At 48.3% G+C, this 25764-nt stretch carries 19 protein-coding genes; 10 read left to right on the top strand and 9 right to left on the bottom strand.

The features are described from left to right. The first annotated feature begins 467 nt into the window (after positions 1-467). The 4 genes from JI741_RS17540 to JI741_RS17525 all read left to right on the top strand — a co-directional run bounded on the left by JI741_RS17540 (position 468) and on the right by JI741_RS17525 (position 7470). Positions 468-4031: a SusC/RagA family TonB-linked outer membrane protein gene (locus tag JI741_RS17540; protein ID WP_202011901.1), complete on the top strand. Its 3564-nt coding sequence runs from the start codon at positions 468-470 to the stop codon at positions 4029-4031. Between the two features lie 23 nt (positions 4032-4054). Then, positions 4055-5659 (top strand): RagB/SusD family nutrient uptake outer membrane protein, encoded by a 1605-nt coding sequence (locus JI741_RS17535; RefSeq protein WP_202011899.1) that lies wholly within the window; start codon positions 4055-4057, stop codon positions 5657-5659. A 78-nt stretch (positions 5660-5737) separates the two neighbouring features. Next, the gene (locus tag JI741_RS17530) at positions 5738-6340 is read left to right on the top strand and encodes an RNA polymerase sigma factor (RefSeq protein WP_202011898.1); all 603 of its coding nucleotides are present in this window, start codon (positions 5738-5740) and stop codon (positions 6338-6340) included. Between the two features lie 65 nt (positions 6341-6405). After that, on the top strand, positions 6406-7470 hold the full coding sequence (locus tag JI741_RS17525; protein ID WP_202011897.1) for a FecR family protein: 1065 nt from the start codon (positions 6406-6408) through the stop codon (positions 7468-7470). 279 nt (positions 7471-7749) lie between these two features. Here the strand turns inward: JI741_RS17525 and JI741_RS17520 are convergent, their stop codons facing one another. The 3 genes from JI741_RS17520 to JI741_RS17510 form a co-directional block, all read right to left on the bottom strand. Next, positions 7750-9144 carry a hypothetical protein gene (locus JI741_RS17520; RefSeq protein ID WP_202011896.1) on the bottom strand — a complete coding sequence of 465 codons (1395 nt, stop codon included), beginning with the start codon at positions 9142-9144 and terminating at the stop codon, positions 7750-7752. 51 nt (positions 9145-9195) lie between these two features. Next, on the bottom strand, positions 9196-9825 hold the full coding sequence (locus JI741_RS17515; RefSeq protein WP_202011894.1) for a hypothetical protein: 630 nt from the start codon (positions 9823-9825) through the stop codon (positions 9196-9198). 513 nt (positions 9826-10338) lie between these two features. Next, on the bottom strand, positions 10339-10896 hold the full coding sequence (locus JI741_RS17510; protein WP_236676128.1) for a hypothetical protein: 558 nt from the start codon (positions 10894-10896) through the stop codon (positions 10339-10341). 263 nt (positions 10897-11159) lie between these two features. Here JI741_RS17510 and JI741_RS17505 point away from each other — a divergent pair, with 263 nt between their 5' ends. Together JI741_RS17505 and JI741_RS17500 are read left to right on the top strand one after the other, a co-directional pair. Next, positions 11160-13607, top strand: coding sequence for a tetratricopeptide repeat-containing sensor histidine kinase (locus JI741_RS17505; RefSeq protein ID WP_202011890.1), 2448 nt, complete (start codon positions 11160-11162; stop codon positions 13605-13607). Positions 13608-13751: 144 nt separating this feature from the next. Beyond that, the gene (locus JI741_RS17500) at positions 13752-14276 is read left to right on the top strand and encodes a GNAT family N-acetyltransferase (RefSeq protein WP_202011888.1); all 525 of its coding nucleotides are present in this window, start codon (positions 13752-13754) and stop codon (positions 14274-14276) included. Positions 14277-14318: 42 nt separating this feature from the next. On the opposite strand, the gene JI741_RS17495 is transcribed toward JI741_RS17500, so the two are convergent. Together JI741_RS17495 and JI741_RS17490 are read right to left on the bottom strand one after the other, a co-directional pair. After that, a complete protein-coding gene (locus JI741_RS17495; protein ID WP_202011887.1) occupies positions 14319-16469 on the bottom strand; it encodes a M1 family metallopeptidase in 2151 nt (716 codons plus the stop codon). Positions 16470-16670: 201 nt separating this feature from the next. Next, positions 16671-17681 carry a helix-turn-helix domain-containing protein gene (locus tag JI741_RS17490; RefSeq protein ID WP_202011885.1) on the bottom strand — a complete coding sequence of 337 codons (1011 nt, stop codon included), beginning with the start codon at positions 17679-17681 and terminating at the stop codon, positions 16671-16673. Positions 17682-18032: 351 nt separating this feature from the next. On the opposite strand from JI741_RS17490, the gene JI741_RS32580 reads away from it, so the two are divergent. From JI741_RS32580 to JI741_RS17480, 3 genes are all read left to right on the top strand, one after another. Beyond that, complete coding sequence (locus JI741_RS32580; RefSeq protein ID WP_236676127.1) at positions 18033-18365, top strand: sigma factor; 333 nt, start codon at positions 18033-18035, stop codon at positions 18363-18365. Further along, a complete protein-coding gene (locus JI741_RS32575) occupies positions 18334-18558 on the top strand; it encodes a RagB/SusD family nutrient uptake outer membrane protein (RefSeq protein WP_236676126.1) in 225 nt (74 codons plus the stop codon). Before JI741_RS32580 ends, JI741_RS32575 begins: the two co-directional genes overlap by 32 nt. A 208-nt stretch (positions 18559-18766) precedes the next feature. After that, entirely contained in the window at positions 18767-19375 is a 609-nt protein-coding gene (locus JI741_RS17480) for a hypothetical protein (protein WP_202011881.1), read from the top strand. A 70-nt stretch (positions 19376-19445) separates the two neighbouring features. On the opposite strand, the gene JI741_RS17475 is transcribed toward JI741_RS17480, so the two are convergent. From JI741_RS17475 to JI741_RS17460, 4 genes are read right to left on the bottom strand one after another with little or no spacing between them, the layout of a single operon-like run. Beyond that, positions 19446-20432 carry an MlaD family protein gene (locus JI741_RS17475; RefSeq protein WP_202011879.1) on the bottom strand — a complete coding sequence of 329 codons (987 nt, stop codon included), beginning with the start codon at positions 20430-20432 and terminating at the stop codon, positions 19446-19448. A 3-nt stretch (positions 20433-20435) separates the two neighbouring features. After that, the gene (locus JI741_RS17470) at positions 20436-21173 is read right to left on the bottom strand and encodes an ABC transporter ATP-binding protein (protein WP_202011877.1); all 738 of its coding nucleotides are present in this window, start codon (positions 21171-21173) and stop codon (positions 20436-20438) included. A gap of 6 nt (positions 21174-21179) precedes the next feature. Further along, positions 21180-21956, bottom strand: a complete 777-nt coding sequence (locus JI741_RS17465; protein WP_202011869.1) for an MlaE family ABC transporter permease — start codon at positions 21954-21956, stop codon at positions 21180-21182. A 59-nt stretch (positions 21957-22015) separates the two neighbouring features. Continuing rightward, positions 22016-22840 carry a universal stress protein gene (locus JI741_RS17460; RefSeq protein ID WP_202011867.1) on the bottom strand — a complete coding sequence of 275 codons (825 nt, stop codon included), beginning with the start codon at positions 22838-22840 and terminating at the stop codon, positions 22016-22018. Positions 22841-23086: 246 nt separating this feature from the next. On the opposite strand from JI741_RS17460, the gene ppsA reads away from it, so the two are divergent. Continuing rightward, entirely contained in the window at positions 23087-25480 is a 2394-nt protein-coding gene (gene ppsA / locus JI741_RS17455; protein WP_202011865.1) for a phosphoenolpyruvate synthase, read from the top strand. Positions 25481-25764 lie beyond the last annotated feature (284 nt).

Raw genomic sequence — 25764 nt, 5'->3', positions numbered from 1 at the left:
GCCGATGACCACCGTAAAAAAATGCGTTTCATTTGATTGCCGAATAAAGGAACAGCGCATGGCGCTGGTTTAACGCTCTGCTCCGGGATATTTCGAAAATACCCCTACGGTTGACTGTGGGAGAATCGGTGTGAATTTGAGTCATTCAGGCTCATTTTGTTAATGCTTCAAAAAAAATTATCGGTCATAGACGAGTTGAATCGAAAAACAGCTCTCTTTATCGTAAACAAACGAATGCATCATTTTAAACAACCCCAACCTTACCAACCACCTAAACCCTTACCCTATGGCTAACCAATAGCTTTTGAACATTAAAAAACCGGGATGTTACGAGCATCACCGGTTTTTTCAAGTACCCGGCTTGCTCCCTTTTGGGGGCCGGCTACCATTTGTCCCTTTTATACTTCAGACAAACATTTAAAATTATGAAAAAACGATTACAAGTTCATGAAAAAGTCTTGTTCCTTATGAGAGTCACACTTATCCACGGCCTGCTGCTAACAGGTTGTTTAAGCTTTGCCTATGCGGGTTCGGTGATTGGGCAGGGTGTGCTAGAGAAGAAAATTTCTGTGAAGATCGAGAACACCACGCTGCGCAAGGCCCTTAATCAAATCGGTGAAGCTGCAAACGTCACGTTTCTGTTCCAATCGCACTTAATTGCGGCCACCGAAAAGGTCACCATTCAAGCCAGTCAGGAAAAGCTAGGCGACGTGCTGAACACCATTCTTATTTCGAAAAACATCAAATACGATGTGGATGGTGACCACATCATTCTCACCAAGAAGGCAACGGCATCCAACAGGACTTTGCCGGATGCTGAACCTGATCTGTATGCGGCAACCTATTCGCTGCAAATTCAAGGCGCTATTGCCGACGAAACCGGCCTTGCATTGCCCGGTGTGAATGTCATTGAAAAGGGAACGACAAACGGAACCACATCGGATAATGAGGGAAAATATTCAATTAATGTAAAAGATGAAGATGCTGTTCTCGTCTTTTCATTTATTGGCTACTCACCAAAGGAAATACGCGTAGGAAGCCAATTGCAAATCAACGTAGCGCTCGAACCGGATTCGCAGACGCTGAACGAAGTGGTTGTGGTTGGGTACGGCGATGTTAAACAAAGAGACTTAACCGGCGCGGTGAGTTCTGTGAAGTCAAAAGAAATTGTGGCCACCGGTGTGTCGAACGTGGGATTGGCGTTGCAGGGAAGAGCGGCCGGCGTCAATGTTACTTCCAATTCGGGCGTGCCGGGTGGGGGAGTCACGGTCCGAATCAGAGGGACCGGATCAATCAATAGCGGCAATGACCCGTTGTATGTGGTTGATGGAATTCAGTTGGGAGCAGGGCCGAATGCGATCACGTTTTTGAATCCCTCGGACATCGAAAGAATTGAAGTGCTGAAAGATGCTTCGGCCGCGGCAATCTATGGCGCACAAGGAGCAAACGGTGTTGTTATGATAACAACCAAGCGCGGCAAAACAGGTGCCCCGCGCGTCACGTTTGATTCGTTTGTTGGCGTGAAAATGTTGCGTGAATCTATCCAGCCCGCGGGTTCGGCGGAATTCGGCACAACGTATCTGCTGTCGAAAAAAGCTGCGGGTGCAACGGTCAACGACATCGTTGACTACTACAAGCCTTACTATCCCCTTCTTGACGGTGTTGATCTGACGAAAGACTATTCTGCGGTTCAGGACAATATATATAACCAACTGCAGAAGGCAAATCCAAACTCCACGAAATGGGCCGACAAACTCTATCAGAAAGGCGTTGTTCAAAACTATAACGTCTCAATTTCAGGCGGTAACGATTCCTTTAAATACCTGACCAGTGTGAGCTACTACAACGAATCGGGCATCGTGCGGGCGACTGATTTTGACAGACTCTCGTTCCGATACAACACCGACTATAAGGTGAGTGATAAGATCAAAGTCGGAGTCAATCTAAATTTGGTTAACTCTACGCGTAAAGGCATAAACCCGTTGTATGATGCAACAACAACCGGTGGGTTAAATTTTTCGTCAGACAACTCATTGTTGTCGCAGGCTTTTCAAATCGACCCGCTCACAACGGTGACACGAACGCCACAGGACACTGAGCTGGCGGGCGGCAATCCGGGAAATCCTTACGATTTATATTCGCCCTCCCTTTTCACCGGCACACCCAATCCTGTTGCAGGGCTCGCCCGAACCAATCTGAAATACTCCCAATTTCAGTTGTTCGGCAATGGCTTCATAGAATACTCGATCCTGAAGGACCTGGTGTTTAAAACCAACATCGGCATCAACATGACACGCGGTCTTGAAAAAAATTCCTTACCAAACTATTTCATTTCCGGTCAGGACAGAAGGCAGGTAAACTCGACATCGCGTTCGAACGATGCATCAAACACCTGGAACTGGATCAATCAACTCACCTACTCAAAGAATTTTGGGAAACATGCTGTGAGCCTGGTCGGTGCCATTGATGCCTTGCACAATCAGGCGGAAACAGTTCTGGCTTCCGCTCAGGGATTGCCGTCTAACAATGCGAACGTGCAATTTTTGAACCTGGCCACCTCTGGCCCGGCGGTGGGTGAACAATATTATGAAAGCAAACTTCTTTCTTATGTTGGACGACTGAACTATAACTATGCAGACAAATATTTACTGACAGCCAGTATCCGCCGCGACGGGTCGTCTAAATTTACACGAGACTACCGGTGGGGCACTTTTTCGTCGTTCTCTGCAGCCTACAGAATTTCGGAAGAGAGCTTCTTTCGCGACGTGTCGGTGATCAGCGACCTGAAGATACGTGCGGGTTGGGGACAACTTGGAAACTCGGCCGTGCCGGCCTACATAACTCAATCATTGTATAACAGCTCGCGGCACATCACCTATCCGTTTTCGGCCTCGGGTCCGTTTCCCGGTGGCGATCCGTCAGGATATCCCTATCAAACACTTTGGCAAGGCATACTACCCGGAACCATTGGCACACCGGATTTGACCTGGGAAACCCAGGAGCAAACGAACTTCGGAATTGACCTTGCTTTGTTCCAGGACAGGTTTAAACTAACGGCTGATTATTATATCCGCACTTCAAAAGACAACCTGCTTCGCGTAACCACCCCATTGAACGCCGGCTATGGCGACTTGCAACCCTGGTCTAACTTGGGGAAAATAGAAAACCGGGGTGTTGAATTCTACGCATCCTACACCAATAAAGTCGGTGGACTCACCTATAGCCTCAGCGGAAATCTGGGGGTGAATAAGAATAAAGTGATAAGCCTGGGAGAAGAAGATAATAAGATTTTGGGGTATAGCTACCGGTTCAGTGGCATCCCGACCGTGACCGAAGCGGGACGTTCGATAGGTGAATTTATAGGCTTTAAAACGGATGGCATCTTCCAGACGCAAGAGGAAGTGGATGCGCACAAATCAAGCGATGGCGTTCTTATGCAACCCAACGCAAGACCCGGAGATTTTAGATTTAAAGATGTGAATGCAGACGGCGTGCTGAACGATGACGACCGGGTTGTGATCGGTTCGGCGCTTCCTAAATTTTCGTATGGATACAGTCTCAACCTGGAATATAAGGGCATAGAGTTGAGTATGTTTTTTCAAGGACAATACGGCAACAAGATCCTGATGTATGAGAAGTTTTTTAGCTACAGGGGCCAAGGCACCAATAACATTGTTGAAGGCCTGGTGGCGTCTTCATGGCATGGACCCGGCACATCCAATGCGCAGCCCAGAATTTCGGCCAATGATCCGAACGACAATTTCAGGATGTCGGATTATTACCTGGAGAACGGCTCCTATATGCGCTTAAAAAGTCTGCAGCTGGGCTACAATTTCCCGTCTGCTGTAACATCCAGCATCAAGATGTCGAACTTGAAGGTATACGTGAGTGGAGAAAATCTTTTGACGTTCACAAGCTACCCGGGCATTGAGCCTGAGCTTGGGGTGAAAGGATTTCAGCAAACCGGTGTGAGTTCGTATGAGTATGCACAACCGAAGACGTATCGCGCTGGGATAGTTGCAAATTTCTAAAAGACCTGAAAAAAATTACGAGTATGAAAAAAATTACAACATCACTTTTCATGATCATGCTGCTTGGGGTTGTCTCCTGCAATGATTTTCTGGATGTTCCTTTGAAGGGAAATATATCCACCGATGTTTTTGCTTCGGAACAAGCGGTGACCGGATGTTATGCCGCTTTCTATAGCAACGACAAAGACTGGCAAATATGGGAAGCATGGCACATCTATGCCATGGGCAACATTCTTTCGGACGATGCCTACAAGGGCGGTCAGAACGATGGAGACCAACCCGATCTGGGGATCATGGAGCGTTTCGAAACGCTGCCCAGCAATCCGGCGATCAGAAGCGTTTACAGACTAAACTACCACTACATCTTTTTCTTCAATACGGCACTCGAGGGTCTTTCAAAGGCAACCGACGTGAGTGAATCAATTCGCGACCGCTATATTGGCGAAGTTAAATTTCTGCGTGCCTACGCCTACATGCGAATAATGATGGCGTATGGTAGTGAATCCAAAGACAAGGGCCTTCCCATCATTGACCATGTGTTGCTGCAAAGTGAAATGGGCAAGGTGCCGCGATCTAATTTTATGGATACCTGGAATTTTATTATTAACGAACTGAAAGATGCCGAAGCACGGCTCCCGGTTAAGTCTTCCTATCCGGTTGACCAGGTGGGACGTGCCACCAAGGGAGCGGCCCAGGCTTTGTTGACACGCTCTTATCTTTACACAAAAGACTGGGTGAACTGTGAAGCCTATGCATCAAAGGTTATTGATTCAAAGGAGTATCGGCTCGCGCCGGAGTTCAAGGACGTTTTTAGCAAGGACAAAGAGCACGGTGTGGAATCGATCTTTGAACTCGGCTACACAATCGATAAGTATTTTGGCACGGGCTACGATTTTTCGCACGCCTCCTGGTGGGCCTCGGCTCAACAACCCAGAGGCGCTTATGGCGGATGGGGATTGAGTGGATTGTCTAAAGACCTGTTGACGGAGTTTGAGCAGAATCCCGGAGACCCGAGAATTGTATGGACATTTTTATTTGAAGGCGACGAAGATGTGAGCAAAGGAAACGCCTCGGTTGTGTCGTTTTCAGGCGGACTGAATCCGGACAAAATGCATCTTCGGAAGCTTTGGGACCCTTTGAACTTTCTGCTGCCGGTAGGTCAGACAGATTATAACTACACGGTTATTCGCTATGCCGACGTGTTGCTGATGTATGCCGAGGCAGCCAACGAGAATGGAAAAATTGCTCAGGCTCAGGATGCGCTAAACACCGTGAGGAAGCGTGCGCGTGAGTCGAGCTTTACAGATCCATATCGCAACGTGAAAGGATATGAATTTGATGAGGCAATGGATGCGGAAGATCGTGTGCCGGATGTGACCGCGGGAGACAAAACCTCCCTGCGCAATGCGATTTGGCACGAACGCCGGGTTGAGCTTGCCGGAGAGAATCTCAGATTTTTCGACCTGGTTCGGCAGGGGCGCGCCGGCAGTGTGTTGAGATCTTTTGCCGCCAAGTATTCGACGTTGAAGGGCAAGGCATTTCAAGACGGAAAGCATGAGAGTTTTCCCATCCCGCAGGATGAAGTGGCCTTGTCCAATTCTCTGATATCACAAAATCCTGGATACTAAACAAAAGACAAACCTGATAACAAGGAAGTCTCGGCAAACCTGCCGGGGCTTCCTTATTTCAGGTTAACAGTGGCTACTATGCATTCAATGTTTGATGAAGACGAGAGTCTTTGGCTCAAAATAAAAAGCGGTGATCGAGAGTCGTTGGAAATGCTCTATCGAAAACTTTTTGGTATGCTCTATCGCTATGGAACCAAGTTCACCAGTTCAAAATTGGTGAAAGATGCCATACATGATATGTTCCTGGATATCTGGAACTATAGAGAAAAACTCCAGCCAACGACTTCCGTCCGGTACTATTTGTTTACTACCCTGAAAAGGAGAATCGTATTGAATAATCAAAACCACCGTCGGTTCTCCACCTTTAACTATAAATCGGATTGGATAAGTGTGGCGGCCGACAGTTCGCATGAAGAAATAATAATTGAGAGCGAGTGTGATGATGCCCGAACACGTAAACTGAGAAAATATATGCAGGACCTCCCACCACGCCAGTACGAAGCCTTGTTGATGAAGTTCTACAATAAATTGTCTTACCGTGAAATTGCAGATAAGCTGGACGTGAATGAACAATCCGCTCGAAATCTGGTTCAGCGCGGGCTTGAATTGTTGAGAAAGTATTCTCAGATAACGCTGCTCGGGTTGATTCTGCTATGCCGGACAATAGACAAGGTGTGGTGATGTTCGGCGTTGGGAAGTGGGTTGAAGATTTGATACAATTTTATATTGACCGTTTTTAAAATAAAATGAAAGACTATAATACTTATACAGCAATTGATCTTGTCCTTGATGAGCGATTTGAAAAGTGGGCCAGGCATCCAGGCATGTATCCGGAATTGGACCAGTTTTGGCGTGCGTGGACTATGCAGTATCCCGACAAGCTAGAGGAGGTAATGGAAGCGAAGCGTCTCATTGGGGCCATCCACGGTGAAGGCGAAAGTTTGCAGCTTAGAAAGGAAGAAGATGAAGTTTGGAACAGACTTGACCATTCACTGAACACAAAGCCAAAAGCGAAGCTGCCTTTTGTTTCAAAAAAATGGATGGCAGCAAGCGTAGCCGTGTTGACAATAGCCGTTCTGAGTTTGGTCGTCTTTTTTCGCGAATCCGGTCAAACAACACAAGATGATCAAGACTTGATTTCGGTGATAAACAATGGAGTGACACCAAAAACAGTGATGTTTTTGGATGGTAGTTCGGTAGTGCTTCAGCCCAATAGTTCGTTGCAATATCCCCGGGTGTTTTCTGAAAGCGCCAGGGAAGTGACCCTGAACGGAGAAGGATTTTTTGAGATAGCAAAGGAACCAACACGACCTTTCTATGTGTATGCCGACAAAGTTGTGGCCCGCGTTCTGGGTACAAGTTTTATCGTGCGGGCATTCAAAAATGAACCCGACATACTGGTGCAGGTCAAGACCGGCAAGGTTTCTGTTCAAACGGTGAAAGAAATGAAATCGAAAAAAGCTCATCCCAATAGCACGGTTGTGTTGATTCCAAATCAGCAAGTTATTTACTCCAGGGAAGAATCGACGCTTTCAAAATCTTTGATTGAGAATCCTGCATTGATTAACTCTGCCGTGAAAAGAAAGTTTTTGTTTGAGGATGCGCCGGTGAAAGAAGTGTTTGAATCACTGGAGGAGGCCTATGGGGTGACCATTGTTTATGACGAAGAAATTATGAAGAATTGTGTGCTGAACGTTTCACTGGCAGACATGCCCCTGTATGAAAAAATGCGATTGATCTGCAAAACGCTGGAAGCGAAGTATGAAATTATGGATTCTCAAATCGTTGTTACCGGTCCGGGTTGCGAATGATGATGGCCCACCATGTGAATAGCCTTGAAAAATAGTCTGGGTCGTGTAAGTGATGGAGCCGCTGTCAATCAGCACAATGAAATAGGAAGCCAACCTGCGAGGTTGAAGCAGTTTTTGCTGGGTATCCGCAGAAGGATAGGGGTTGTCATTTGAGTTAATTTTAATCTTCAACTTGTCGTTCTGTGAACTCCTGGATTTTTCGTTTGCTTCTTTCATTTTGTCTGCACGTTAGCGAATAAAAAAACCGAGTGATAAATCTCGAACGAAGGCCACGTTGTATCATTTCTCTACTAGTTTTCGAAATGCGGGAGCGGCGGCATCCACCTTGTCCCAACCGTCGTCGTCAAGCACAGGTTCGTCATGGCCATAGGGTCCTTTGCGGGATCCAAATATCTTCTTCAGGTCGGCGGTTATCCATAGGCCAGCCATGTTGTGAAACCATTGATAAGCTTTGCGATGAAGGCCGGGCTTGTCCACCAAATGACTATCCCACAGTCCACGGGGCAGCGCTGCCTTCACCAGATCAGATCCTGATGCCTGCCGTGCTTTCACTTTGGCCAGCAACGCAGCGTGCTGCGAAAACGCTGCTTCATTGAGAAGATTATTTTCGGCGGCCCACGCCACGAACAAACTTGTGCTCATATCCGGAAATTCCTCCAGCGCGCGCGATGATTCTATCGTGACTTTCACGTCGATGCCGTCATCCGATTCCACGATAAACACAACCTCGGCCGCGGCATCAACAACGCGGTGCCAGTAGGCAATGGTTTCCTCTGCATCATTCATAAACTGTGGCCTGCGGCCATCCGGTTGTCCCAACGATTGTATGGCATCTGCTTCGGTGCCTTTCTTCAGGTCGATGCCAAACACAGGCTCACCGACTTTCTCCCGCACCCACGCATAAGACAAGTAGGGGATGAATGACCGCGCGCTCCGTTTTAGCAAGGGATACTTTTCATTCAGCACGTTGTGCGAGAACACCAGCTCCAGGCCTGCCTTGGGCGCTACTACATTTACGCTGTCGGCGGTGTAGCGTGGCATTTTTTTTCCGAGCGTTTGCGTTATCCAGGCAATCAGGCCTTCGTCGTCGGCGCGGCGTCCCATCATGTCGGCAAGCTCGCGCATTTTCGGTCCCAGCTTGTGGTAATCTGCCGTGGGCATGCGCTGTGACGGAGAGGCTGTTGTTGTGCTTGTTGTTTGGTTTCCCTCCAGCCATGCACCAAAATCAAACTCTGTTGCGGATGGCAATTGCACATTGCGCGCTTTTGCCCAGGCATGGAGTGATGCTCTGTCGCTGATTTCTTCGTCGTCGAGTTCGCCAATGCCAGTCTCGCCCGACGACCACAGCAAAATAAATTCTTCGGGACTGTTTGCCACGGTACGAATTTCTCCTTCCGAACCAAGAAGTGCTACAGCATGTGGTGCAGCGGTTACACCGGTATCTAGCAACACCAGAAACGAACCGTCGGGCAGTTGCATGAAGGCGAAACCGTGGGCGTTGACCCGTGCTGCCACGGCGGCGTCCCATTCGGCGGGAACAGGTTCAGGGCCGAATGTATCAAACCAACCCAGCGATCCGTGTGCCCTGGAGCCCACAAAGGTGCAGAGGTCTGTAAACAACTGTGATGAAGGTTGGTCGCTTGATGAAGGCTTCCGAATTGTATAGGTCGACATAAAAAATATGTGGAAGGTTATGTGTGGAAAGTTATGTTTAAAAGCGCGGCGCTATTCTTTATAGATGCTGGACACACCCCGTATGATCATGAAAATGCCCACGACAATGGCTCCATAGAAAATAACTCCGCCCTCTGACCAGGCCGTGAGCCCAGCCCCGATCAGGATAAACACGGTGCCTGCAATAACGCTGACGATTGACTTCTTTCTCTTCTCTTTTTTAATCCGCGCTGCCATTTCCGGAAACTGCTTCTCATTAAAAGAGTTAAAATTTGCCATTAAGTCCTCGACGTCATTCGAGGCATTCTCTACCTGCTCTTTGAACGCCCTTGAATCCGCCTCTTTCTTTTTCATGAGATCCGATAGTTCTTTCTCCCATCCTCTTTCTTTCACGTGATTTTTTAACAGGGCAAGATCTTCCGCTGTGAATTGATGAATGTTATAGGCAACGATCGCCAGCAGATCATCCTTGGGCAGCGTTTTAGCGTTCTCTTTTATCTTGGATTTTTGAGACTCCTTTCTGTTGATCTCAGCAAGGAATTCAGGTTCAATCCGTCTGGACTTTATTTCTTCTTTAAAAAATACCAATTCCTCGTCAGAGAACTGCTTGTAATAAATGGCATCAAACAAAACATCGTTCGATGCCCTTTTGACTAGATTTTTTATTTGCTGGCTGTCCATCGTTTTATGAGTTGGGAGTAAAAATAGCAAAGTAATGCGGTTCCACCGGTAGGGGTATGCATCAAAAAAACAGGAGATAGATCCTGTGATCGCAGTTTGTTCCGTGTTGAAATATACTGAGGCCGGTAGTATAAAAATGTAGTAGTTGTTCCGGGGTGGACATTGTCCATTGTTGAATGGATGGAATGCTATGCTGAGAACGTAATTTGGAATGGAAGAATAGGGCAGGGCTGAACTGAATGATTTGGAAGTTTTTTGAGTTGATCCTACATTGCCATACTTTATCCTGTACATCATGCGATCAACTTCTCACGCCAGATGATTTCTATTATTATAAAAGTCCTGATAGCACTCGTGGGCCTATCATCTGGGATCTTCTTTTTGGTTATCGGATTGGTGAATCGCAGCCCGTCATACGTCAGGACCGGCTGGGTGGTTTGTTTGGCCACGGTGGGGATAATCGTAGCCATATCGGTCGTTGAATATTTCCTGGGAATATAAAATAATGAAATTTCACGAGCCCACTAGATAAGGACTAAACATTCTGCCCCGGGGAAATTTCGTGAGCAGTCCGAATTGTTGAAGATTTTGAATGAAATGTTCACGGCAAAGGACATTGTTCAAGAGGGCGTTATTGCCACAACCATTCTTTTGACATCCTTTGTCGGACTCGACCAGTGTGTTCTTTTTAAAGTAGTCGTTCATTGTCGCGGAATAGATTAACATTTGATCAGGGAGGGCAAAGGATTCGATCATCCAATCGGCAACATCAATGTTTGGCACTTTAAATACATATTCCTTATTTCCCCAATTCCAGGCACGGCTGTTTTGCCACAACTGCTGGCATACCGCGCATTTATAAAGGCTATCGCCCGAGGGAGATTCTGAAAGGAATTGCAGTTGTTTCTTGATGCCCTTTGTGATGGCAATTCTCTTATCAATTGATTCTCGAATCAACTCTAAATCTGGATATGTCGAGCACTTACATGCCATGCGTATTGTAGTCAATTGTTTAACACTAAGGATGAACGGCGTATAGTCCGTGCCAAAGTGTGGGTTTCCTTTTGTCAACGCAATATATGAATTTCACCTGCTGGCTATCTGCAGCACTTTCTTTTATGTCCACCTTTTTGGAAAAAAGCTTCGCGTTGGTTTGGAAAATAATGGTGACAATGCAACGTCTTCGGAAGGAAAATTAGTTTAGTCCTTGCCGCCATGCACAAGCAATTTCTCTTAAACAGCCAACACACGGCCGGTTCTGTCATTGAAAATTAGCGGGGGATAATTTATTTTCGCCTTCTGACGGCGAACCATACCTAACCCCTCTCTGTGCCATGGCAAACCTGCGACCAAGCCTATTTGTGCTTCTCTGGATGATTTGTGCTTCGGCCGCCGGGCAATATTTTCCCGGAGCATCTCCCCTCGACCAGAAGTTGTTGCCAGGCTTGCTTGCCGAATTGAAGACCGCCCCGCCCACCAAGCACAGGGTGCAAACGTTGTTGCAGGTTGCCAGCCTCTATTTGTATCGAACAAAACCACATTTCGACAGCACCCTTTATTTTCTTGACCAGGCCGGTGTGCTGGCGCAGAGGCTAAAAGATAAGGAAGGTTTTCAGGAGCAGGTGTTGCTTCGTGCCAACGTTCACTTTGAGCGGAAGGAATTTGAGAAACCCAAAAAACTAATCGCCCTCACCTCCGACACGGCAAAGATCAAACTGGTGATGCGCATTGGCGACTATTATTGGTCGCCCGTGGCCTATCGCAACAGCCCGCAGGATTTGCCCTTGCTGGACTCTGCGCTGAAATATTGCGAATGGGCTTTTAACATGAGCGTGCTTCATCGCCAACCCGACAAAACGCAACAGGCCGCCGAACGCATATGGTATATCTCTTATCTCTACACCAAGTTTGGAAAACTTGATCGCGCGCAGCAGGTGTTTAACGACTTTTTGAAAAATCATGGGAGTGCCCCCGGCTATTCAAGAGCGGCCATGTATATGGAATTGGCTGCCAATGCACGTTCGCGTTCCGACTTTGGCGAAGCCATTGCCTATTGCATCCAGGCGCAGCAAAACCTGACCGACTCGCCCTACGATCGCTACAGAACTTTTTTGCAACTGGGCCAGATGTATGGTGCGGTGAAGGAATGGGAAAAAAGCATCGATGCCTACAAATCGGCCCTGGCCAATCTGAGCAAGGCTTACACCAAAAAAGAATCCGACAACTGGACGATCATTAATCGCATCATCCGCTATCAGAATGTGTTGGGGAGAAACAAAGAGAGCGACGCCTACTTTCGCCAATGTGCTCAGGCGTTTCCGCGAGAAGCCCGCCAGGATTCGATGTATTACTTTGCCACGTTGGGCGAGAACCTCCGGGCCGACAAAGACTATGCGCAGGCCGAGAATTATTTGCTCAGGGCCATCGAACTCATTCCGCCCTACTACAACACGGTGTTGGCAGAAGGGGAGATGTATCTTAACATTATCCGGTTCTATGTTGAATGGGAGAAATTTGACAAGGCCGGTGAGTATGTGAGCAGACTCCGAAAAATTCATCGCTATGAGCCCACCGAATATTGGTCGGGCATTCACTTGCTGGAGTATAAGATCGACTCTGCAAAAGGTGCCTTCTTGCCTGCCATGCGAAACTATCTGCGTGGCAAGCACATCGAAGATTCGCTGGAGGCCAAAAGCAAAATGGCAGAATACCGAAACCTGGAAGTGAAATACCAGACCGAAAAAAAGGAGGCCGCCTTGTTGTTGCGTGAAAAAGACATTCAGTTGCTCAACCAAAATGCAGATCTGCTGCATCAGCGTGTGATCGTGTCTGAACAAGAATCGAAGCTAAAGGAAATTGAACTGGACGGCGCCCGGCTGGCGGCACAGAAAAAGGAAGCCGACCTGGAACTGAAAGATCAGAACATTCAGTTTCTGAACGAGCAAGCCAAGCTTCAGGAAGCGGAACTGGCGCAGCAAGGTGTGATTCGAAACATCATTGTGGTGTTCATTGTGCTGGTGACCACCATCGCCGTGTTGCTGTTCAGGCAGTTCAAAGCAAAGCAGAATTCCGAGAAACTGATCGCACAAAAGAACACGCTCTTGCAACACCTGGTGGACGAAAAAAACTGGTTGCTAAAAGAAATGCATCACCGGGTCAAGAACAATCTTCAAACCATTGTGAGCTTACTGGAATCGCAGTCGGCCTTTTTGAAAAACAGCGAGGCCTTGTCGGCCATCCAGGACAGTCAGCATCGTGTGCACGCCATGTCGCTGATTCACCAGAAGCTCTATCGCTCCGACAACATGACCACCATCAACATGGCCGAATACTTGCCCGAGCTGGTTCGCTATCTCGACAAAAGTTTTGACTTGGGGCGCTACATTCATTTCCAGATTCATGTGAATGAAATATACCTCGATGTGTCGAAGGTGATTCCGTTGGGGCTTATTGTGAACGAGGCGGTGACCAACGCCATAAAGTATGCCTTTGCCCGCTCCCTGGAAGGCAACATCATTTCGCTATCGCTCACCGCCGACGAACACAAAAAAGTGTCGTTAACCATCTCCGACAATGGTATGGGGCTACCCGCTGATTTTCAGAGCCACCGCCAGGCAGGCCTGGGCATCAAACTGATGCGCGGCCTGACCGAAGACATTGAAGGACAGTTTTCCATTCATTCGGATGGCGGGGTGATTGTGCGAATTGTTTTTGGTGCAGACTATCCCTTGTCGGCTACGACCGGTGTTGGCAGGGAAAGCCAGAAGCTTGTTCAGGTGTGAGCATGGCATGTCATCGAAAACGTTCGGAACTTTGTCGCGATCAACCCCAATATTGCCGCAACAAACCCTTACCATTCATATCTTAGACCGTAGGTTTGTTATTCAGTGATTTGATAGGTTAAGGCATTTAATAAAATTCTACGGATGATTTCAATTGTACAGGCAACAGAAAGAGACTGCCAATCCATTGCCGACATTGGCAAAACGGCGGTGGAAGAATCTCATCGGGGCAGCTCTTCGGTGGAAGTCATGACTGAGTTTCTCGAAAGGAATTATAACCCCGAGGCGATTCGGGAGGAACTCCATGATAGCCATAACATTTACTACATCATTCAGTACAATGGTGAGTCGGCTGGATTTTCCAAAATTGTCTTAAACGACAGTCATCCGGATATTGGTGTCGCGAATGTGACCAAGCTCGACCGGATCTATCTGCGGAAAGAATTTTATGGACAGAAGCTCGGTCTGCAGCTTCTGAATTTTAATATCAACCTGGCAAAAGATAATGGCCAATCGGGCATGTGGTTGTATGCCTGGATTGGCAACAACAGGGCGATTGATTTTTATCGGAAGGCGGGGTTTATGGTGATTGGTAGTCACAACTATTATGTCACGGAAACGCACTTTGATGTGAGCCATCGAATGTTTCTTTCGTTTTCCGAACGTTAGATAAAGTTGGCGCTCACACGGTAAACAGAATGTATGGCGTATCTAATTTTGTTGTGAAGCTGCGTTGATATTCTGAACATCGATGTAAAAGTTGTCCGTATCGACTTTGAATTCTTTGGTCTTCATCTGCCCCAGATCAAGATCCTTCCAATTCCTGGTGGGATAAATAAAGGTGTAAATGTTTTTGGTGGCCGTTACTTTTATAGGCATGTCGAATTTCTCTACTTCAACATCCCATCGGTATTTAACATGTGTGACACTGCCTTGCTCTGTAAACGCCAACTGCAATTTTGGAATGGAGGCTTTTGTGAGATATTGTTCAAAAAAATAGGTGTAGTCTGTGCCTGTTTTGTTGTTGATGTAACTGACAATATCGTGCGTAGTGACCGTTTGAAAAGCAAAATGTGCTTGCATGCCGCGAAGAAGATCGAACCAAACCGAATCGTTGTCGATCAGGTTTCTTAGTGTATGCAGCATAAGCAGGCCTTTCGAATAGATGTCGCCCAGACGAAAATCGTTGACATCGATTTTGCCAAGCATCGGCCCGTTGTTTCCGGGTTTTTGATCTTTTAGATATTTCATCATCGCTGCCCTGTTCTGTAACTTCTCATAGGCTAGCGCCTCGGCGTATGTGGCGAACGATTCATGTAGCCAAAGGTCGGCCATGTCTTTGACCGTTACGTGATTTCCCCACCATTCATGGGCACACTCATGCCACATTGTGCGAATGACGTCGAGCGAATCGAACCTGTCGCTGTTAAAAGGGTTGAAAATCGATCCAACGCTCACTGCGCTCTGGTGCTCCATAGGATAGATCGACTGCATCACCGTAAAACCATCGCGCCAAAATGGATATCGGCCGAAGCTTTTTTCGAAGAGGGCCAACATAGGTTTGGTATGCTTGAAAATGGCCTTGGCCACGTTTTGATCGTGCGGCATGCAGTAGTAGTTCAAAACCAACGTGTCGTTTCCGGAAATGTATTTGTCTGAAAAGTGCGTATAGTTTCCAATATTCATAACCACACCATAGGGTGTGATGGGATAGCTCACATGCCACTCAAAGCGTGTTTGATTGCCGGGCACTTCTGTTTTTCTTAACAGCCTTCCGTTCGAAATGTCCGACAATCCTCGTGGCACGGTCACGTTTATTTTCATGCTGTCGGGTTTGTCTGAAAGATGATCTTTGCATGGCCACCATAAGCTTGCGCCCGATCCCTGGGTTACGGTCTCGATCCAGTATTCTCCCTCCTTATCCCAAAGCCAGAAAATTCCTCCGGCTAAACTTGCTCCGTCGGGAGTTTGAGGTCTGCCGGAATAAAGGACAATGATTTCATCCACCGTTCCTTCTTGTATCGGTGTTGGGAATTCAATAAAAACGGCGTTGAATTCGCGCCTGAAGGAAAGTGAAGTGCCTCGGTAGAGAATTTTTTCGATGTTCATGTTCTCGAACAAATCGACCTGCACCCGATCGAACGTGTTCACCGCCTTGAATCTTATCGTGTTGTTGCCACGTATGGATTTGGATGCTGGGTCTACAGTAACATTCAGGTCATAGAACAAAACATCATAGCAGGCCCGCAAGGGCGTCAGCTTGCCCCTTAGCGTATCGGCGCGTGTAAAGCCATTGGACCGGTTGAATCCATACACTTTATGCAAGGCGGGATCTGCATTCGTCTTCACAAATTCCGGTGCGCCAATCCTGGAAAATGCGATGGTTGTTATGTTGCCATGGTTGTCGGGAATAAAGTTGTACACCAGTTTTAAATCCTTATCGAAGAGCATGAATTGATTTTCTGAAATTTGTTTTAAAGTCAATTTGCCTTCGCCAGTGTGCTGTGCCGTAAGGCGATCATTTTCGATTCTCACCTTCAAGAACCTTTGTGGGTTGTTGCCGAGTCGGTAATTTCCAACATACCGGGAAAGGCGTCCGCTTGGGTGAATCAGCAGGCTGTCTTTGCTTAGGGTAAATATTCGCTGGTATGTAAATTTCGGGATAGCCTGCACCCAGTTGAAGCCGGTGATGCTGCCCAGACTATCTCTGTTGAACGCCAGAATTGCTTTTGGCCTTACCCCTTCGAGCCTAAACCGGTCTTTTCCGATATAGGACAATGAGGTGCGCCATTGCCCTGCAAATTCTACAGTGAGAAGGCTATTTTTTCCTTTCTGAATGGTGAGCGGGGACGTGGAATCCATTCTGAAGACATAAACTCCGGTGTAATCTTCACCGGAGTGCGCTTGAGCCAATGCGTGATTTAGCGTTAATGCTGAAAGGAGAAAGACGAGGCCGAAATGTTTCATATGTTTTTACATTTCAGGCAAAACACCGGCTGGAACGCGGTGAAACCTATTCAAATCGTGATTTGAATACTATTCAGGCCTATTTTGAATTAAAGCTCACGCTGCATCGCCGTTGCGTTGGAGGAATTCGCGGGGCGTTAGTCCAACCACGGTTTTGAATGCGCGTTGAAAAGTAGGTTGTGAATTGAAGCCACATTCGTAGGCGAGGGAAGCAATCGTATATTTTTTGTTCTCCTCCTTTACCAGACGCTTCTTAACCTCTTCCACACGGAATTGATTGACATACTCGTTGAAACTTTTCCCAAGCTTTTGATTGAGCACGGCCGAAACGATTTTAGGATGCATTCCCACATGTTTTGAAAGCTTTGCCAGATTCAATTCGGCATCCAGATATAGATTGTTTTCTGTCATGGACCTGTGAAGGCTTTTCAGTGTCTGGTCGATCATCTCGGCAGAGAGTTGCAGCTGAGGTGGCTTTGGCAGGAGATTATTGTCTTGTCGTCCAATCAGAAATCCACGCACGCCTAACCAGTATATGATCGCCACCAGGGGAACATATACCGGAAACCAATCGACGGAGCTAAGAATAAGGTCCGTGTATTGTGGAATGACATAAGGAATGAGGTAAAGGAGCCAAAGGAAATCAAACGCAAGAAAGACCCACAGAAATTCTCTCAGCCACGGTAGCGCCGGCACGATTTCATTTTTAAGCCTGGCCTCCTTCACAACGTTATTCACCAACCGGAGTGCGAGCAACAAATATACCGTTAGCGAAATCCAGCGGGGGATGTCTGAGTATACATTGTAGGCATCGAACCAAGCGCCAAAGTTATTTTTATGTGGATTGACCCAACCCAAAAGCAGGACGAACAAAAAAACCAAAGCACAGGCGTGGTGAAACAAATCGACAATGGCTGAGTAAAAATGCTTGCGAGCCGTGCGGTCAATTTTGAAATTGGGGAATAGTTCGGCTTTGGCATATAGATAAATCAATGGGCCAATGGGCATGATGATCATGAAGGGAACGAATGCGTCGACAAGTGCGCCCACCGAAGTGTATGTGAAACCAATGTTGTTTAGATAGATTTTCAGACAGGCGAGGGCCATGAGTAGAAGAAGCCACGCAAGCAGTTTTCCGGATGGTTTTTCCTTTGACGAAAAATAAAGTATCGTACCCACTATAAAGCCCTGAACGGAACCTAATAGCACAATTGAGTTCAGGAAAGATGCAAGACTCATGCTATCAATTAAAGCATCTGCGTGCAGATATCAAAACTATTTTCATAGAATGAAATGGCCAGGCATTGCTGCAAAAGCCACGGTTGCCTGGTGTTTATTGCTCCCCTTCATGGAACTATGTCCGTAACAACGCGGCTATTTTTTTAACATAGCCTTAATGGACAATCATTTTCACTCACCGTCGGCTGCTCTATTTTTGAGCGACAATCTCAGACGCGCATGATTTCCGAAACAGGATACACTGATCTTAGCGACGAAAGACTTCTGGCCCTGTTGAAAGATGGGCACGAAGAAGCGTTTGATCACCTGTATTTCCGTTACCGTAACAAACTTCTTTCTGTGGCCTACAACCGATTGAAGTCAAAGGAAACTGCCGAGGAGATTGTGCAGGATGTGTTCGCCGACATCTGGCAAAAACGCGAGACCCTGCATGTGCGGAACAACGTCTCGTCCTATCTCTGCACGGCGATTAAATATGCTGTGCTGGACTACAGACCTCAAGCACGAAAGACGTTGCGAGTTGGCTGGCGAGTGGACAGACCTCCACTTTGACCTCGTGCGTTGGGGCGATGCAGAAGCGACGTATGCCAAACCGCTCTACCACGCATTTACACTGGACAACGGTCAGCCCAAACAAATTTATGCCGGCCGGGCATTCAACCCGGCGGTGCACCACGTGTGGCCGATCCCCCCGGATGAAATCGCGGTGAGCAAAGGAACATTGACACAAAACGAGGGATGGTAGATCTCTGATGAAAATAAAAGCCGATATGCTCGAAGGGGATATCGGCTTTTTTATTTCTGGCAATGTATTCGCCATTTCTTTGTGTCCAATCCTAGCCTTTTTCGACGTCCCGCATTTTCGCACAAAAATCATTTCCCGACGTGAGTTTTCTCATGCGATCGCCACGACACCGGTGTGAGCTTTGCCATACAGGAAATCTTTGAACCGTATGCTGAAAACAAAAAAACGACTGTGGCTCCGCAGGTTAGCCCTCACGGTTTGCCTCATCGCACTGGGGTGGCTCATACTCACGCTTTGGGTAGAACGAATCGGAGTGGCCCGAACATGGCACAAGCCGGTGGCGAATGCCTCGCGAAAAGTTATCGTCATCTTTGATCCCGATCCTATCTATAATCTGGACGAAAAAGTTTGCCGGGCATTTGCCAACGGACTGGCGCAGCGCAACACGGATGTTGTGGTGGCTACGGTTTCGGCCGTCGATGAAACAACCCTTGCCGACTTTGATGCCTACGTGCTCTGCGCAAACACCTACAACTGGGCACCCGATTGGGCCGTAACCGATTTTATCAAGAAACACGATGCACTCATCGACAAACCCATTGTGGCCATCACCGTCGGGTCCGGTTCAACGCGTCGCGCCCAGCAGTTGCTGGAGAACAGCATCACGGGCAGGGGAGGCAGACTGGTGGCATCCAACACGTATTGGCTGATGCGCCCTAACGACGAACAGCAACTCGATAAATCTAATGTCGACGTAGCCGTGTCATTAGCCTTTGGTGCGGGCGTGCAAATTGCCGATAGCATTTTTGTAGAATGAAGACGCAGTTCTGCAACTCTCCATTTCGGGAATGCGGTGTGTCTTTTTTTGAAATGTCAGGATGGTCTATTTACTTTTTGTTTTGCCGGGCGTCTTCGGCCTGCTCTTTCTCAAGCTTTTTAAAATACTTACGGAACAGGAAATTGGTTTTGAGTGCTTCCATGTTTTGATTGAACCGGCCAATGCCTTGTTCGAGATTAACGGCACTGTTCATGAGGCTTTTCCGGAACACTGTGTCTCTTAGCAAGAGGCCGGCTGAGCCTTCGCCGTTTTCCATGTGGTCTACAATAGTTTTTAAGTTGCTCATCATATCGGCAGTTTTGTTGCTGGCCGCTTGCATCTGCTGGAGCGATGCGGCGAGTTGGTTTGACAGTGTTGTGTCGGTGAAGAGGCGGTTGGCCAGACCATCTCCTTGCTCTAGTTTCAGGGCCAGTCGTTTTGTGGTTGCTGTGAGGTCGGCTGTGTTGTGACCGGCATCTCTGAAACCGGCGACAGCTTTTTTGAGATCGTGTGTGATGGCCGTGTCGGACAGCAGCTTCCATAAATTTTCGTTGGTGTTCAGTTTTGCGGTGATCTCATAGAGGTTCTTTGATATTTTTTCGATGTTGGTGTTGGTGGTGTTGAGGGTGCGCAGCATTTCGTCGGTTTCTACAGGCGGTCGCGATTGAAGAATGCTGCCTTCTATGACCGGGGGCGCTGTTCCGGCCACGGAATTTATATTCACAAGTTTGTTTCCCATTAAGCCGTCGGTGCCAATGGAGGCCAGGGCATTTTGTTTTATGTACGCTTTCATTTTTTCGTCAATGGTCATGACGATGAAGATGTCTGAATCGTTTGTGACCGTGATGGATTTCACGGTGCCGACATCCATGCCTTTGAACCTGACGTTGTTGCCGGCTACAAGCCCGTTAACGTTGGTCACCACAGCGGTGATGGTGAACGTTGATCCAAGCAAATTCCTGTTTTTGCCGATCATGTAGAGCAGGAGAATCAGGAAGGCCAGTCCTGCCACCACCAACATTCCTACTTTTGTGTTTTCTGCACGTTTGTTTCTCATAGATCAATCGAAAAATTCTTTAATTCTGTCGTCTTCTGATTGCCGCAGTGCCTCATAGGTGTTGTCGGCGTAACACATTCCGTCAATCAGCATGACCACGCGGTTCGAGGTGATGCCGATGCAGTGCATGTCGTGAGAAATGATGATGGACGAGGCGTTGTATTTCTGTTGCACGTTCACGATCAGATGGCTTATTTCCCGCGCGGTAATCGGATCGAGTCCTGTTGTTGGTTCGTCGTAGAGAATAATGGCGGGCCGAAGAATGAGGGTGCGGGCAAGGGCAATGCGCTTTCGCATACCTCCCGACAGTTCGGAGGGCATCATGTCGATGGTGTGCGCCAGGCCAACGTCGTTCAGTGCTTCGAGGATAGCGGTTTCGGTGCCCTTGCGGCGTTGCTCATCGCTCCAGTGTCGACGCAGCGGAAACTCAAGATTTTCTCTCACTGTCATGGAGTCGTAGAGGGCATTGCTTTGGAAGAGGAATCCAACCTTGGCGCGAAGGTTGTCCAATTCGTCGTTCGATAGGGTGTCGATGTTTTGATTGAGAACGGTGATGTCGCCCTGGTCCGATTCGATCAGGCGGATAATACATTTGATGAGCACCGATTTCCCGGAGCCGGACTTTCCAAGGATGGCGAGGTTTTCACCCGAATGCAGCGACACGGAGAAATTCCGGAGCACATGATTTTCTCCGAACGACTTGTGAAGGTTCTTCACAACGATGACAGGTGCGTTTTCCATGGCTGTCTACGTTAAACCCAACAGGTCTGTGATCTGAACAGCCACCAGGTCTATAATAAAGACCAGTAGCGAGGCAACGACCACAGCCGAGTTGGCTGACTGCCCGACACCCTCGGTGCCCTTGGTGGAATTGAAGCCTTTGTAGCATCCCACAACGCCGATGGCAAAACCGAAGAAGAACGTTTTAATGATCGCGGGAACAACGTCGCCAAAGCTGAGCGCGTTGAACACTTGTGTCCAAAACAGACTCCAGCTCACCTGCCCGCGAATGTTCACGCCGAGAAATCCGCCATACAATGAAACGGCATTGGAGATGTTGGAAAGGATGGGCAACATTAACGTGGTGGCCAACACGCGTGTAACAACCAGGTAGCGAAACGGGTTTGTTCCCGACACGTCCATGGCGTCTATCTGTTCGGTTACCCGCATCGATCCCAATTCGGCGCCCATTCCGGAGCCGATTTTGCCAGCACAGATCAGCGCTGTGATGACGGGCGAGATTTCCCTGACAAGGGACACCGACACCATGGCCGGCAACAAGGATTGTGCTCCAAACTCCACCAGCGTGGGGCGCGATTGAATGGTGAGCACCAACCCCATGATAAATGCCGTGATCGCCACCAGGGGCAATGATTTATAGCCCACCCAAAAGCACTGACGAAGAAATTCCTCGAACTCCTGTCGTGGTTTGAAAAGTTCTTTAAAGAAACGGGCTGTGAACAAAGCGATGCCACCGGTTTCTTTTAGAAAGGTCGAGTGTATGTTCGTGAATGGCGATTTCATGGTCTTGAGGCGATGAAGCGTTGAATTCCGCTAAAGCAATCCTGATGAGTTTTTTTGGCTTATTCCAACGCGCAACTCCACGTGAGAATTTTTGATTGATTTGCCACATCTTCGGTAACGCTGCCCACCACGGTGTGGATCAGGCCTGCCCATGCGTGTGTGCCCAGGGCAATCGCATCGGCCTGTATTTCTTTTGCGAAGTGCGCAATGCCCTCTTGCACGGAATAGTCGGAACGGATGTTTAGGGTATAGTTGGTGAGTTCTGACTCGTTGGCAAAATTCTGCAACGCTGTTTCCATGGTGCGATCGGGTGTAAAGATCACGGGCGTATTTACATTGAGCAGATGAAGCCTCGCATCAAAAAATGACTGCAGACTTTTTACTTTCTCGGTCACGGCCTTGTTTTTATTTGCAGGGTTCACGGCAAAGACGATATTGCGAATGGGCATGGAGGGTGCTTTGCGGAGGGCCATTACCGGCACACTGACCGATCGAATCACCTTTTCCACATTCGAACCCCATTTGGCTTCTCCTGTTCCTTGCGTTCCCATCACCACCAGATCGATGTTTTCCTGGTGGACATATGTTTTTATTTCATGGGCTACAGAGCCAAGGTGATATCTGAACTTCACGGCCAGGGTCATTGGCGAATGTTTTTCCCAGAGCTTTTGAAATTTGTCGCGGGCTTCCTTTTCCATTTGTTGCAGAAAAGTTGGCTGAAACATATAGGAGGTGGACACGGAAGGAACACCATGAAGAAAGGTGAGGTCAAACACATGCAGAACGTGAAGGTCGCCTTTGCTTTGCAGTGCCAGTTTCACGGCAAACGAAAAAGCTTCTTCTGCCGAAGGTGAAAAGTCGCAGGGTACAAGAATGCGTTGCATATTTTTTTATTAGCAAGCTACTTGGATGGCCTTGTCGTGCGGCTGATCAACGTGGGGGTGAGGTGATGATTTTTGTCAGGAAAATTTGGAGAATCCCGGCGATAGAATCGAATGGGCGTGGCGCAATATAGCTGGCCATAGTGATGACGATAATCATGGTGCTGTGCTGATCTGAGTCAGGTTGTTTTTGCGGCGGCATAGATAGGTTTGTTTACCCGCTTCACACGATCAAAATGCGGGCGCACTATGAAAAACGTCACCATACCCTTCAGCCGTTTGTCGCTGCGCGATCTCGCACAAGTGGGCGGAAAAAATGCATCACTGGGCGAAATGATTCAGGCACTGATGCCACTGGGCGTGCAGGTTCCGGCAGGCTTTGCCGTTACCGTGGAAGCCTACAATGAATATCTTTCTTTTAATAGCTTAAGTAAGCCGTTGGAAAACGTGCTGGCAACCCTCGACAGAAAGGAACTGACGAACCTTGCCGACGTTGGGCGCGTTTGCCGGGAATTGATTATGAAAGGAAATATTCCCGAGCGTGTCGAAAAGGAGATACGTGTCGCCTACAACGATCTCATGGAGTTTGGGCTTAACCCGACACTTGCTGTGAGAAGCAGTGCCACAGCAGAAGATTCGGCGACAACAAGTTTTGCAGGTCAGCATGAATCGTTTCTTAACGTCACAGGCTCCAACCATGTGCTGGAAGCGGTGAAGCGGTGTTATGCCTCGTTGTTCAACGACCGAGCCATTAAATACCGCATCGACAACGGCTTTGCCGACATGCAGGTGGCGCTCAGTGTTGGCGTTCAGGTCATGGTTCGTTCGGACGTAGGAAGTGCCGGGGTGATTTTTACCATAGAGCCCGAAACGGGGAATGAAAATCTTATCTATGTAACCGGCGCCTGGGGATTGGGTGAGAGCGTGGTGCAAGGCGCAGTGAACACCGATGAATTTTATCTTTTTAAACCCGCGCTGCGCGAAGGGAAACAGGCGATCGTGTATCGCACGCTGGGGGCCAAACAGCAGATGCTTGTTTATGGCAATGCTCCGGCTAAGAAAACGGAATTTAAGGATACGCCGCCTGCCCTGCGAGACCAGTTTGTTTTGAACAACGCCGACCTGGAACAATTGGGAAAATGGTGTCTTGCCATTGAGAATCATTATGGAATGCCCATGGATATTGAATGGGCAAAAGACGGTATAACGGGCAAGTTGTTCATTGTGCAGGCGCGCCCCGAGACGGTGCATTCGCAGCATAGAAACGTGGCGCTCACGGAATATTCGCTGGAAACCAAAGCAACTCCGCTGGTGGTGGGAAAAGCCGTGGGGCGCACCATTGTTAGCGGAAGGGTGGTCATTGTGAAGTCGCTGGCCGACAGCGGTAAGGTGAAGGCCGGAGACATCATTGTGGCCGACATTACAAATCCCGATTGGAATGCATTGTTGCGGAAGGCGATCTGTATAGTCACCAACAAGGGCGGTCGCACCAGTCATGCCTCTATTGTGGCGCGCGAGTTGGGTATCCCAGCAGTGGTGGGCACGCTGACGGCCACTGAAAAACTTGTTGACGGACAAACGGTAACCGTGTCGTGTGCCGATGGAGACCAGGGCTGCGTGTATGATGGAAGGCTGCCGTGGCAGGAGAAAGAAGTGCCGATGGAAGTTTTGGGAGAAACCGCCACGCGCCCCATGTTCATCCTGGCCGACCCGCTGAAGGCATTGGAGTATGCCGCCTATCCCAACCGTGGTGTTGGATTGCTCCGGATGGAATTCATGATCAACAACACAATACAGGTGCATCCTATGGCGCTGGTGAACTACACTAGTTTGCCCGAGGACGGGGTGAAGCGACAGATCGATGCGCTCACCAGGCACTACACGGATAAGACACAATTTTTTGTGGACCGGCTGGCAGAATCCATCGGATTGGTTGCCGCTGCATTTTATCCGAAGGATGTTATTGTGCGCATGAGCGATTTCAAAACCAATGAATACGCAAAGTTATTGGGAGGGGCGGTGTTTGAGCCTCACGAAGAAAATCCGATGCTGGGCTTTCGGGGAGCCAGCCGTTATTACGACGATCGCTACCGGGCCGGTTTTGCCCTGGAGTGTCAGGCATTAAAAAAGGTGCGCGAACAAATGGCGTTGCAAAATGTGAAGATCATGATTCCGTTTTGCCGAACGCTGGAAGAAGCCCGCAAGGTGCTGGCGGTGATGCGTGAGTTTGGACTTGAGCGAAACGTGAACGGGCTGCAGGTTTATGTGATGGCCGAAATTCCCAGCAACGTGTTGCTGGCTCGCAAATTTGCAGCGCTGTTCGACGGCTTTTCTATTGGCTCCAACGATCTCACGCAGCTCACCCTGGGGCTTGATCGCGACTCGGCCATTGTTAGTCATCTTTTTGACGAGAATGATGAGGCTGTTAAATACCTAATCAAGACGTTGATTGAGGCGGCCCATGCCGAAGGGGTTAGTGTGGGGTTGTGTGGCCAGGCACCAAGCGACTATCCGCAGTTTGCACGCTTCCTGGTTGAATGTGGCATCGACTCCATATCGTTCAATCCCGATGCGTTAATTCGGGGCATTCAAAACATTGTTGAAGCAGAAAAAATGGTGGAAGCAAATTTGGCGGCAAGTTAATAACGGCACCAGGCAAAATGAACACAGCTATGAATACAACAACGATCAAGAAACTAAACAAAGCCTGGCACGAGAAACACCCGATGCCAGAGAACCCCAGTCTGGAGCAACGCCTGAAATGGCACGTCGAACATGTAAAGGCATGCGGGTGCCGCGAAATGCCTGCGTCGATTGTTCGGGAGCTTAAAAAAAGGAAGATCTCTTCCAGGCCAGGAGAACATTCTTAAGGTGCTCTCCACGGGGCAACCCGGCAACGGCCAAGGGTAAACACGATCCGGAACGTG

Source organism: Chryseolinea lacunae (assembly GCF_016735595.1).
In the GTDB taxonomy this organism is placed as follows: domain Bacteria; phylum Bacteroidota; class Bacteroidia; order Cytophagales; family Cyclobacteriaceae; genus Chryseolinea; species Chryseolinea lacunae.
This window is presented reverse-complemented; position numbering and strand designations above follow the sequence as displayed.